Below are 11,741 nucleotides of genomic sequence, written 5' to 3'. Positions count from 1 at the left end.
TACTTGCATCGAGAGGCTTTAGTCATGGGGAACGGTCTATCCAATCTTTTGCGGCGCGGAACGGCGCCCACCACCAACGTCAGGACCGGTTCCACTGGTTCGGCTGGCGTGCTGGATCTCTACATCAACGAGGGCTTTGTGCCCATGGTCGACGGCGCGCTGGTCTACCACCGTGGTTTTGGAGACCGCCAGACGGCGGCGTCGGACCCGAACCCGAGCCTGAGGATATCCCCGCGCATCTTTACCGCGTCCGGCCAGGTGGTCGAGAGCCGTACCTATCCGCTGGGCCGGCCGCTGCCGCCCCATGGCAGGCCCGCGCCGGAACGTTCGGATCCGCAGGAAGAGTACTACTACCTGCCGAAACGCCGATACTGGGCCAGCTATTTTCCGGAGCGGACCATTATCGCGGAGGTGGGAAGTACCATCAGGCTGCGCATCCACAACCGTCTTTCGCAGCCCCACGAACTGATGATCCACGGCGCAGGTCCGGACAGGGGCGACAAGACCAGCGGACCCATTCCCGCCGGCGCGACGGCGACTCTGCACTTGGCGGCCCCCGCTCCGGGAACGTACCTCTATACAGATCCCACCAACGGTGCTGTTGAACGAACACTGGGCCTCTACGGCGCACTGGTAGTTATCGACCCTGCCCGGGCTTGGCATCTTGGCCCGAACGGTCCGGAGTTCGAGCGCCAATGGCTGTGGATGTGCCATAACGTGGTGCCGGAGTGGGCCAGCGTTGCCTCGCGGGGCGGCAAGCTCGACAGCATCGGAACCGACGTAGCTCCGCGCTACTTCAATCTGAATGACGAGGCCGGCTTCCGGTCCCTCGGCGTCTCCGATGACCCTGAATTGAACGAAGAGCGGGAGGAAGACAGCCTTCCCTCCGGGTTTCCCCGTTTGACGGATGTACGGAACTTCAGCCAGTCGCCGGCTACGGGAACGGTCCGGACCGGACAGCTGATCCGGATGGTCAATGCCGGCATCGTGGGACACCAGCTGCACTACCACGGCAATCATGTCTGGACCGTCCGGGAGAACGGGCGGGACTTCCCGCGTGAGAAGGGGACTGTGATGGCGGACGGCCACGTCAGCCTCCAGCAGTGGGAAGATACCGTTTCCCTTGTGCCTCTTGAACGTAAAGAAGCGATCCTGCCGATGGTGCGTCCGCCGGACTGTGTCGACGCCGTTTGGGAAGCCCGTAAGGAAGACTGGCGGTACCCCATGCATTGCCATGCGGAACCTTCGCAGACGGCGGCCGGCGGCCTGTACCCTGGCGGCCTGGTCGCAGACTGGGTACTGGCCGGAGAGCAGGAGGCCGAGGCCCACCATAAATACGAGAGCCAGGTGGATTTCGCTTCCGACCAGCCCCATGAGGGCAGCCCGGAAACCCTTTTCCGGCAGCGCCCCGACGTCTCGATGACATTCGACTTCTTCAGCCGTAAGCTCGAATTCCCGGATGGCGCTGAACATGAAGTGTGGAGCTTTGCTACTGACAGCAAGGACCGGGGTCTGCCGGGTCCGCTGGCGCGGTTCACCGAAGGCGAGATCTTCCACGGAACCATTGAGCCGAGCAAGCGCGTGCACACCATCCATTGGCATGGCATTGAGCCCGATCCAAGGAACGACGGCGTGGGCCACACCTCCTTTGAGGTCACCGGTGACTACACCTACCAACTCAGGCCGGACGTGGGCGAAGCAGGAAATCCGAACCGCGGTGGATCCGGCACGTATTTCTACCATTGCCACGTCAATACGCCACTGCATGTCGAGATGGGTATGTTCGGCGTGGTCATCGTCGACCCTGCCATTGACCGCGTGAAGCCGCCGAGGCCGGGGACCAGACGCGCTTTCGTTGACGGCCCGGAGTACGACATTGCCACCGAAACAGTGCTGCTGCCCTACTCGGTGGACCCGAGCTGGCATGAGAAGAACCATGCAGCAGGACTCTCCGGCGAGGACGCCGGCCTGAACCGGTTCAAAGCCAAGCACTTCTATACCCTGGGCGGAGTCGTTCCCAAGCGGCCGGGCGGCCGACGGGTATGGGCCTTCTCCAGCATGAAAGCGAATCTGAAGAGCAGCGGGCGCGCACCAACCCTGGTCCGTATGGTCAACGTGGACTATTTCCCTACCCTGACGGAATTCACCGATCTGAAGGGGAAACCGGTGGCGATGGCCGACCTGATTGCCCATGATGGGCGTCCCTTCCGCAACACCGCGGATCCCAACGGCCCGTCCACGCCCGTCTGGTCCAGCAAATATCCGCTCCGCACCAGCAAGATAGCTTCCGGCGCGGCGGAAAAGTACGACTTCCTGCTGCGCCCGCCCGCGCGCGGCAAGTACCTCATGCACATCAAGTTCCTGTCCTGGGTGCCTGGGCAGGTGCGGGCCACCAAGACGATAACCATCAACGCTGAATAGGAGGCGCGAAGCGTTCACCGAAGGCGTAGCGCCTGCCGGATCAACCACGGACCCGAGGTGGTTTTAATAGATCACCAACTGTTCGAGGAAGTGCGCTGTGAACGCAACACCCGGCGCCGGTCCAGCCCCCGGCGCCGAAGACCCGCTTGATGCCTACTCACGGACCGTCATCCGCGTGGCGGAGTCCGTTACCCCGCACGTGGCTGCCATCGAGATGGCGCGCCATGGCCGCAACGGTCCGGTCCGGGTGGGTGCCGGTTCGGCCGTGGTATTCACCGAAGACGGTTACCTGCTGACCAACGCGCATGTGGTCGCCCGCGCGAATGCAGGGCGGGCAGTATTTGCGGACGGAAGCGCCGCGGACATCGACATCATCGGCGCCGACCCGCTGTCCGATCTGGCCGTCCTCCGCGGACTGTCGGCCACGCCGGCGCCTGCCCGGCTCGGTGATGCCGAAGCGCTGCGGGTGGGACAGTTGGTCATTGCTGTTGGCAACCCGCTGGGGCTGAACGGCTCCGTTTCCGCAGGAGTGGTGAGCGGTCTCGGCCGCTCGATGCCTGCCTGGTCCGGCGGCAGCAGGCGGGTGATCGAAGACGTCATCCAGACGGACGCTGCGCTCAACCCGGGCAGTTCCGGCGGCGCGCTCGCCGACAGCCGCGGGTATGTGGTCGGCATCAGCACGGCCGTGGCCGGCGCCGGTCTGGGCCTGGCCATCCCCATCAACGCCACCACGCGCCGCATCATTTCCGCACTGCTGACCGACGGGCGGGTCCGGCGCGCCTACCTTGGCCTGGTCAGCACCCCGGTGCAGCTGCCAGCCACCGTGAAGCTGCGCAACGGGCAGCGCCACGCGCTGCGCGTCGTCGAGGTCATTCCCGGTTCACCGGCCGCCAAGGCCGGCCTGAAGCAGGGCGATCTGGTGGTCAGCGCCGGCCGCCGTCCGGTGGCCAGCGCCGAAAGCCTGCAGAAGCTGCTCTTTTCGGACGCCATCGGTGTGCCCTTCCCCGTCACCGTCATGCGCTCGGGCGCGCTGGTGGACGTCATCGCCGTGCCGGAGGAGATGACCGAATCCGTCTAACTGACCGAGCCTCAGCGCCCGCCCAAAGATCGTCCTTTCGACTGATAGACAGTTCCCGATCGCAGGCATACGCTAGGGTGCGGCTTTATCTGCGGCGCCGTCCGGCAACCGGCGCCGTCTGTCGCGGCACCCCCGCACCCTGGCTAAACACTCACGATCCCGAGGAACCGGCTTCATGCTGATCAAACTGGTCCGTCACTACCTACGGCCCTATCTGTCACTGGTCCTGGCGGTGGTCATCCTGCAGCTCGCAGCGACCATCGCGGCCCTCTATCTGCCGAGTCTGAACGCCCAGATCATCGACCAGGGCGTGGCCCGCGGCGATACCGAATACATCTGGAACACCGGCATAGTCATGCTCGGGGTCAGCCTGATCCAAGTAACGACGGCGATCGCCGCGGTCTGGTTCGGGTCCAAAGCGGCCATGGCCGTCGGCCGGGATGTGCGCAAGGGCGTCTTCCACAAGGTATCCGGCTTCTCGGCCCAGGAGGTCAACGAGTTCGGCGCTCCGAGCCTGATCACCCGCGGCACCAACGACGTGCAGCAGGTCCAGATGCTGGTGCTGATGGGCCTGAACTTCATGGTGGCGGCACCCATCATGTGCATCGGCGGCATCATCATGGCGCTGCGGGAGGACCTTGCGCTCTCCTGGCTGGTGTGGGTATCCGTGCCGGCGCTGTTCGTCGTCGTTGGTTTCCTGGTCTGGCGCCTGATGCCGCTGTTCCGGTCCATGCAGACCAAGATCGACAACATCAACGGCGTGCTGCGCGAGCAGATCACCGGCATCCGCGTGGTGCGGGCCTTTGTCCGCGAGCCGTTCGAGGCCAAACGGTTCGGCAAGGCCAACCGCGAACTGACGGACGTGTCCCTGGCCGTGGGCTCGCTGTTTGTGCTGATGTTCCCGGCGATCGGGATGATCCTGCACCTGGCCACGGCGGCCGTGCTGTGGTTCGGCGGCCTGCGGGTGGACGCGGGGGAGATGCAGGTGGGCGCGCTGACTGCGTTCCTGCAGTACCTGCTGCAGATCCTGGTGGCGGTCATGATGGGTACGTTCATGGCCATGATGATTCCGCGCGCCTCGGTCTGCGCCGAGCGGATCGGCGAGGTGCTGGGCGTCAAGCCCTCCATCCACGAGCCCGAGCAGCCGCTGCAGCCGGCGGATAAGGCCGGCGTGGTGGAATTCCGGAACGTCTCCTTCGCCTATCCGGGCGCCGAAGCCCCGGTACTCAACGATGTCAGTTTCACCGCCCGGCCCGGGCAGACCACCGCCATTGTGGGCAGTACCGGCTCCGGCAAGAGCACGCTGATTTCCATGCTGCCCCGGCTTTTCGACGTCGGCAGCGGCGAGGTCCTGCTCGACGGCATTCCCATCACCAGCATGGCGCGCACGGACATCACGGACCGCGTAGCGCTGGTGCCGCAGCGGCCGTACCTGTTCTCCGGCACCATCGCGCACAACCTGCGGTTCGGCAACCCGCAAGCGCACGACGACGACGTCTGGGAAGCCCTGACCGTAGCCCAGGGCGCGGATTTCGTGCTGGCCAAGGAGCACGGTTTGAACTCGCCGGTGTCGCAGGGCGGCACCAATGTGTCCGGCGGGCAGCGCCAGCGGCTGTGCATCGCGCGGGCGCTGGTGGCCAAGCCCAAGGTGTACCTGTTTGACGACTCGTTCTCGGCGCTGGACGTGGCTACGGATGCGCGGCTGCGGGCGGCCCTGAAGGCGAAGACCAAGGACGCCACGGTGATCATCGTGGCCCAGCGCGTCACCACCATCACGGCGGCGGATCAGATCCTGGTGATGGAGCACGGGCAGATCGTGGCCCGCGGCACCCACGAGGAACTGCTGGAAATTTCGCCCACGTACCAGGAAATTGTCGAATCGCAGACCCAGTCGGAGGAGGTGGCATGAGCACGGACAAGGACACGGACAAGGACCTCCGGCAGGACGACGGCCGCACATCTGACGGCCGCGCGACCGGCTCGCGTACCTTCGAGGGGCCGCCCAGCGACGGCCCCGCCATCGACCGCCCCATCGACGGGCCCACCATCGACCCGGTGGTGGCACCCACTCCCGGCGCGGCCGCCGATGCCGAGGCGCAGGTCCTTGAGGAGGAGTTCCAGCCCACCGAGGCCGACGGCGACATGTTCGGCGGCACACCGGCGAAGAAGGCCAAGCACTTCTGGCCGTCCGCCAAGCGGCTCTTCGGGCTGCTGAAGCCGGAAAAGGCAGCCATCGCCGTGGTGCTCGCGATGGTGATCATCGCCGTCGTACTTAATGTCATCGCTCCGCGGGTCCTCGGCAACGCGATGGACGTGATTTTCAACGGCGCCATCAGCAGCAACCTGCCCGCCGGCGCCAGCCAGGAACAGGTGATCGCGGGGCTGCGCGCGCAGGGGCAGGACCAGTTCGCGGACCTGCTGTCCGGGATGGAAATCACGCCCGGCGCTGGCATCGATTTCGAGCTGTTGGGCCGGCTGATCGCGATGGTGCTGGGCATGTACGTGGTGTCCTCGCTCTTCATGTGGCTGCAGGGCTACGTGCTGAACAAGGTGGTCATGCGCGTGGTCTACAACCTGCGCCGCGACGTGGAAGACAAGCTGAACCGGCTGCCGCTGAACTACTTCGACACCCGCCAGCGCGGCGACCTGCTCTCCCGGGTAACTAACGACGTCGACAACGTCCAGCAGGCGCTGCAGCAGGCCTTCGCGCAGTTGATCATGTCCGCGCTGAGCCTGATCGGCATCACGGTCATGATGTTCATCGTCTCTTGGCAACTGGCCGTGATCGCCCTGATCGCGCTGCCGCTCTCCGCCGTGGGCGCCGGCCTGATCGGTGCGCGGAGCCAGAAGCTCTTTGCCGCCCAGTGGAAGAACACCGGGCAGCTGAACGGGCATATTGAGGAGTCCTTCAGCGGCCACGACCTGGTGCGCGTTTTCGGCCGGGAGAAGGAATCGCTGGCGCAGTTCGACGAGAAGAACGAGGAACTCTACAAGGCCTCGTTCGGCGCGCAGTTTGTCTCCGGCATGATCATGCCCGTCATGCAGTTCATCTCCTACCTGTCCTACGTGGGGATCGCGGTAGTAGGCGGGCTGCGCGTGGCCTCCGGCTCCATGACCCTCGGCGATGCGACGGCGTTCATCCAGTACTCGCGCGAGTTCAACCAGCCGCTGAGCCAGATGGCTGGGATGGCCAACATGCTGCAGTCCGGCGTGGCCTCCGCCGAGCGCGTGTTCGAACTGCTCGACGCCGAGGAGCAGGACCCGGACACGGCCACCAAGTCCCTGCCGGCCAAGACAGACGGCCATGTGGAGTTCGAGCACGTCAGCTTCAGCTACACCCCGGACAAGCCGCTGATCGAGGACCTGTCCTTCGCCGCGAAGCCCGGCGAAACGGTGGCGATCGTGGGGCCCACCGGCGCCGGCAAGACCACGCTGGTGAACCTGGTGATGCGCTTCTACGAGCTGAACTCCGGCCGGATCACCCTGGACAACGTGGACATCACCCAGCTCAGCCGGGCCGAGCTGCGCTCCAAGGTGGGCATGGTGCTGCAGGACGCCTGGCTGTTCGGTGGCACCATCGCGGAGAACATCCGCTACGGCAACCTCGACGCCACCGAGGAGCAGGTCCTCGAGGCAGCGAAGGCGACCTATGTGGACCGCTTTGTGCGGGCCCTGCCGGATGGCTACGACACGGTGATCGACGAAGAAGGCAACAACGTCAGCGCCGGTGAGAAGCAGCTGATAACCATTGCCCGCGCCTTCCTGGCCAACCCGTCGCTGTTAATTTTGGACGAGGCCACGAGTTCGGTGGACACGCGGACCGAATTGCTGGTCCAGCACGCCATGGCGGCCCTGCGCACGGAACGGACCAGTTTTGTGATCGCGCACCGGCTCTCCACCATTCGCGACGCCGACATCATCCTGGTGATGGAAGACGGGCAGATCGTGGAGCAGGGCAATCACACCGAACTGCTTGAGGCCCAGGGCGCCTACTACCGGCTCTACATGTCCCAGTTCGCTGCAGCGGCAGACACCGTGTAGTGACTAACGAGTTCGAAAGACCTGTCCACCGGTGTCTCCTGCAGAAAATGCCAGTGGCCGGGTGCCCGTATCGCACCCGGCCACTGGCCATCAATCTCTAACCCGAAGTTAGCTCTAGCGGCGGACGCTCCGGCGGCCGGCCATGCCTTCGGCCACGCCGATCAAGAGTACTGCTGCGATGACGGCAACAACGAATCCGAGAATGTTCAGCTCGAAAATGTCACCGGTGCCCAGCAGGTTCGCGATCACGCCGCCTATGACTGAACCGACCAGGCCCAGAAGCAGCGTGGCGATCATGCCCAGATGCTGTTTCCCGGGCTTGATCAGACGTGCAAGTACTCCGATGACGAGCCCAGCAATGATAAAACCAATCATGTTGCCTCCTAGTAAGTTGCACTAAACGTAAGCATACTTAGTACCTATTGGCAAAAATGAAGACGATCACGCGCGAGTGGTTTCGCGCCATGGACGACGCTGACATGCTTGTGGAGTGACATCGATTTCGACTGAACCAGTCCGCACCGCGCTTAGCTGGAAGCTGCTGCCAGCGGTGCTGCTCTCAGTGTCCGGAGTGCTGCTTTTCGGCGTCGAGAATAACCTTATTGGCTACAGCATGCTCGCGAGCAGCCTGGTCACCGCCGCGCTAATCGACCGTGAGTTCGTGCGGCATCTCGCGCTGGTTGCAGCGGGAATGGTTATCATCAGCCTGGTTCCGTTGAACGCTGATTTGAGCATCCCGCACATGGCGCTGATGGGTGGCGCGCTCACGCTGGCCGTGCTGGTGCCATGGCTGGTATCGCGGTTTGGTTACCGCGAGGAGATCATTAAGTTTCCGGTGAACACGGGCCGTAAGTGGCCGCTGACGGCAAAGCTGTACCTGATAGGTGTTGTTGCGCTCGGCTACCTCATTCTGCCTGCGTACTTGATCAGCACTGAAGTCTACCTAAACTGGCCGGACGCATCCGACCCAACCATCTTCTGGCGGCTCTTTCTTGGAGTGAATGCTGTTGGTATCTGGGACGAGTTGTTCTTTATTTGCACCACGTTCACGCTGCTGCGGCGGCACTTTCCGGACTGGCTCGCCAACATTCTGCAAGCCGTGATCTTCTCGTCTTTCCTGTGGGAGATCGGCTACCAGGCCTGGGGTCCGCTGCTGACGTTCCCGTTTGCGCTGCTGCAGGGCTACACCTTCAAATTAACGAAGTCGTTGACGTATGTCGTGTCAGTGCACTTGATCTTCGACTTCGTCCTGTTCCTTGCGCTGGTGCACGCGCACAACCGCGACTGGCTGCCGATTTTCTTGTACTGAGCTTCGGTCCTGGGAAGCTCACCGTCTTACTCGCTGCTATCGATATGTGAGGGAGTCGGCCCTGTTCGAGTGTCGGGCGGGAGGCGGGATGCGAGGCCTGAGAGCAGGATGCTGAGTCCTTGATCGAGTTCGGCGGCGCCGTCGTAGTCGGCCAAGGCCGGTGCCAGGGCGCGCAGGCGGGGAAATTCCTTTGCTGGTAAGCGGTGCAGGCCGAGGCGGAGCAGGGCTTCGTTTTCTTCGGGGTCCACGATGAATTCCTGCAGTTCGTTGAGGATATGACCGTAAAGGAAGCCATAGTAGGCCCGGTAAACGTGCAGGGAGTCCTCCGGACCGAACCCGGCCTCGGCCAGCAATGACAGGATCTGCTCCAGCGGGCGCAGCGTGCCCAGAGGCCGTAATCCAAGCGGTGTGGAAAGAGGGCGCGTCACGAGCAAAGGCACGACGTTGGGATGCCGGAGCGCCAGCAGCCGCAGGTCGTGGGCGATCCGGCGCAGCTGCGCCTGCCAGTCCCGGTCATCCGGGACGATGGCGAGCTCGTTCAGGACGAGTTCCGTTACGCCGTCCAGCAGGGCGGCACGGTTCTCGGCGTAGCGGTACAGGCTCATCGGATCCCTGCCCAATTCCTGACCGAGTCTGCGCATCGTCAGGGCTTCCAGGCCTTCGGCGTCCACGAGTTCCAGTGCGGCCGTAAGCACAACCTCGCGGGTCAGCCTCGCCCTGCGGCGGAGGGCATGGTCCTGCCGGGTGTCGTTCGAGGGGAACATCGTTTTCCGTCCTGATGGGAGCGGCAGGAAGGTGGGCTGCTTTTCAGTCCGCCGAGCTTGCATTACCCGTAGTCTACGCCTAAAGTCTACGGTGTAGGGACGTTGCTTCGGCGTCGTCCTGTCCGCCCGGTACCCCAGTCAGGGGCCGGCGGACGCTTCGGAGTTTGGTGCACGGCTCCGAAGTCATTGCTGCTGTAGCGAAACGGCGGCACCAAGGCACCCAAGAGGAAAAGAGCCACCATGGCACATTCCCACTTCGACCAGTTTCTGCAGGAAGCCACCACCCCTGATCTTGAATCGGACTGCACGCTCGCTCCCGATCCCTTCTACGGTCTTTACGTCAGCTGGTGCCAGATCACACAAGCGAAGCGCCGCACGGAGAAATCCTTCCGAGCTGCCATGAAGATCCGCGTCGGTGCCGGGCCCAACGGCCTGTGCATGAAAGGCCCGGCCGCCGCTGATTACTTCCTGGCCAGTTATCCAAGACTGACCTGAACCCCGGTTCAGGGCGCGCGCTGCGAGGCTGTCCCGGCGCGGCAAAATCCGGCACTGGTAGTAATGACTTGGTTCTGTCGACTTGGCGTTCGTCCCGCACAGGGACTGCGTTCAGCGTGCAGGGCCGTTGACTTGAGGGAAATCCGATGATGGACATGATCGAACGCGGGCAACTGCTCAGCGGGCGGTACCGGGTCGAGGAACTCGTCGGCCGCGGGGGACAATCCACCGTATACCGCGCGGTCGATCAGCTGCTGGATCGGGACGTGGCGGTCAAGGTGTTCCATGAAGGCCGGCACGGCGACGCCGCGCAGGCCCGCCGGCAGGAATCCGAAGTACGGATTCTGGCCGGGATGAGCCACCATGCGCTCGTAACGCTATTCGATGCCGGCGTAGACCCGGCGAACGCATCCGTTGCCTATCTGGTCATGGAGCTTGTCCGCGGCCCCGATCTTCGCCGTCGCCGCGCACAGTCACCGGTCTCGGCCGCGCATGTGGCACTGATTGGCCACGACCTTGCTGACGGCCTGGCTTATATCCATCACCACGGCATCGTCCACCGGGACGTCAAACCTGCTAACGTCCTCCTGGTTGACTACAACCACCAGGATCCGAGGCCGCGTGCCAAGCTGAGTGATTTCGGTGTCGCCATGATCCTGGGAGACGACGGGCGCGACGACGGGGTCGCCTCGGGAACGCCGCACTACCTGAGTCCGGAGCAGGCTGCCGGGGAGCCAGTAGGGCCGCCCTGCGACGTGTATTCACTCGGACTGGTCCTTCTTGAAGCGCTGACCGGCGAGGTGGCCTTTCCGGGTGCTCCGATCCAGTCGGCACTGGCCCGACTGCTGCATCCTCCGCAGGTCCCGGCCAGCCTTGCCCCCCGGTGGGCCGGACTGCTGACTTCAATGCTCTCCCGCGACCCCTCCTCCAGGCCGTCCGCCCTGGAGGTCTCTCTGGCACTGCGGCAGGAAATTTCCCGGGGCGCCGGGAGGCGCCGGGTTGACTCCTCCCGGCCGGAGGATGAGGAGTCCAGGATGCAGGCCGTGCACCGGTACCGGATTCTGGACACTCTTCCCGACGGCATGTTCGACCGGGTGGCAGCGATCGCGGCACGGGTATTCTCCGTGCCCGTCGCGATCGTGAGCATCGTGGATCATGACCGCATCTGGTTCAAAACCCATCACGGCACGGACGTCGAACAAATCGGCAGGGATCCGGGGCTGTGTGCCTCAGCCATTCTTCAAAACGGCCCGTGGATTATCCCGGACGCATCCACCGATCCCAGGACCCTGGCCAATCCCCTGGTGGCAGGGGAATTCGGGCTGCAGTTCTATGCCGGTGTCCCCTTGCGAACACCCGACGGTTACAACCTCGGAACCCTCTGCGTGATCGACCGCGAACCACGGGAATTCACCGACGGGGACGCCCGCACACTGGAGGACCTGGCCGCGATCGTGATGAATGATCTGGAGCTGCGCCTGGAGACAAGGCACAGCATTGCCGCGGGCCAACCGATATCCGTCATGGCCTAGCCGGGCCTGGTGCCGGACCCGCCCATAGATGGCACAACGGCGCAGGCGTTCCGGCAGACTGCGTATATCTACAGGGCCTTTCGTTCCAAAGTCCGCGGAAT

At 64.0% G+C, this 11,741-nt stretch carries 9 protein-coding genes; 7 read left to right on the top strand and 2 right to left on the bottom strand.

What is annotated here, in order from left to right; all coding sequences use genetic code 11:
* The first annotated feature begins 24 nt into the window (after window positions 1–24).
* The 4 genes from AC5RWO_RS04585 (at window position 25) to AC5RWO_RS04570 (ending at window position 7,540) form a co-directional block, all read left to right on the top strand.
* Window positions 25–2,421, top strand: coding sequence for a multicopper oxidase domain-containing protein (locus AC5RWO_RS04585; RefSeq protein WP_498729730.1), 2,397 nt, complete (start codon window positions 25–27; stop codon window positions 2,419–2,421).
* A 97-nt stretch (window positions 2,422–2,518) separates the two neighbouring features.
* Window positions 2,519–3,499: a S1C family serine protease gene (locus AC5RWO_RS04580; protein WP_498729729.1), complete on the top strand. Its 981-nt coding sequence runs from the start codon at window positions 2,519–2,521 to the stop codon at window positions 3,497–3,499.
* A gap of 175 nt (window positions 3,500–3,674) precedes the next feature.
* Entirely contained in the window at window positions 3,675–5,408 is a 1,734-nt protein-coding gene (locus AC5RWO_RS04575) for an ABC transporter ATP-binding protein (protein ID WP_498729727.1), read from the top strand.
* A 233-nt stretch (window positions 5,409–5,641) separates the two neighbouring features.
* On the top strand, window positions 5,642–7,540 hold the full coding sequence (locus AC5RWO_RS04570; RefSeq protein WP_498730094.1) for an ABC transporter ATP-binding protein: 1,899 nt from the start codon (window positions 5,642–5,644) through the stop codon (window positions 7,538–7,540).
* Window positions 7,541–7,654: 114 nt separating this feature from the next.
* Here the strand turns inward: AC5RWO_RS04570 and AC5RWO_RS04565 are convergent, their stop codons facing one another.
* Entirely contained in the window at window positions 7,655–7,915 is a 261-nt protein-coding gene (locus AC5RWO_RS04565) for a GlsB/YeaQ/YmgE family stress response membrane protein (protein ID WP_498729725.1), read from the bottom strand.
* A 115-nt stretch (window positions 7,916–8,030) separates the two neighbouring features.
* On the opposite strand from AC5RWO_RS04565, the gene AC5RWO_RS04560 reads away from it, so the two are divergent.
* Window positions 8,031–8,849, top strand: coding sequence for a CPBP family glutamic-type intramembrane protease (locus AC5RWO_RS04560; protein WP_498729723.1), 819 nt, complete (start codon window positions 8,031–8,033; stop codon window positions 8,847–8,849).
* A 26-nt stretch (window positions 8,850–8,875) separates the two neighbouring features.
* Here AC5RWO_RS04560 and AC5RWO_RS04555 read toward each other — a convergent pair whose 3' ends face one another.
* Complete coding sequence (locus tag AC5RWO_RS04555; protein ID WP_498729722.1) at window positions 8,876–9,613, bottom strand: TetR/AcrR family transcriptional regulator C-terminal domain-containing protein; 738 nt, start codon at window positions 9,611–9,613, stop codon at window positions 8,876–8,878.
* Between the two features lie 240 nt (window positions 9,614–9,853).
* On the opposite strand from AC5RWO_RS04555, the gene AC5RWO_RS04550 reads away from it, so the two are divergent.
* A complete protein-coding gene (locus AC5RWO_RS04550; RefSeq protein ID WP_498729720.1) occupies window positions 9,854–10,108 on the top strand; it encodes a hypothetical protein in 255 nt (84 codons plus the stop codon).
* Window positions 10,109–10,254: 146 nt separating this feature from the next.
* Entirely contained in the window at window positions 10,255–11,640 is a 1,386-nt protein-coding gene (locus AC5RWO_RS04545; RefSeq protein ID WP_498729719.1) for a protein kinase domain-containing protein, read from the top strand.
* Window positions 11,641–11,741 lie beyond the last annotated feature (101 nt).

The sequence above is a fragment of the Arthrobacter sp. B055-34 genome, assembly GCF_059090425.1.
Note: the sequence above shows the minus strand (reverse complement) of the source record. Positions and strands in the feature narration are given on the sequence as shown.

What these genes read in the sequence shown, in the direction of transcription:
- AC5RWO_RS04585 (WP_498729730.1), top strand. Translation starts at nt 25, where the DNA reads ATGGGGAACGGTCTATCCAATCTTTTGCGGCGCGGAACGGCGCCCACC.
- AC5RWO_RS04575 (WP_498729727.1), top strand. Translation starts at nt 3,675, where the DNA reads ATGCTGATCAAACTGGTCCGTCACTACCTACGGCCCTATCTGTCACTG.
- AC5RWO_RS04570 (WP_498730094.1), top strand. Translation starts at nt 5,642, where the DNA reads ATGTTCGGCGGCACACCGGCGAAGAAGGCCAAGCACTTCTGGCCGTCC.
- AC5RWO_RS04565 (WP_498729725.1), bottom strand. Translation starts at nt 7,915, where the DNA reads ATGATTGGTTTTATCATTGCTGGGCTCGTCATCGGAGTACTTGCACGT.
- AC5RWO_RS04555 (WP_498729722.1), bottom strand. Translation starts at nt 9,613, where the DNA reads ATGTTCCCCTCGAACGACACCCGGCAGGACCATGCCCTCCGCCGCAGG.
- AC5RWO_RS04550 (WP_498729720.1), top strand. Translation starts at nt 9,854, where the DNA reads ATGGCACATTCCCACTTCGACCAGTTTCTGCAGGAAGCCACCACCCCT.
- AC5RWO_RS04545 (WP_498729719.1), top strand. Translation starts at nt 10,255, where the DNA reads ATGATGGACATGATCGAACGCGGGCAACTGCTCAGCGGGCGGTACCGG.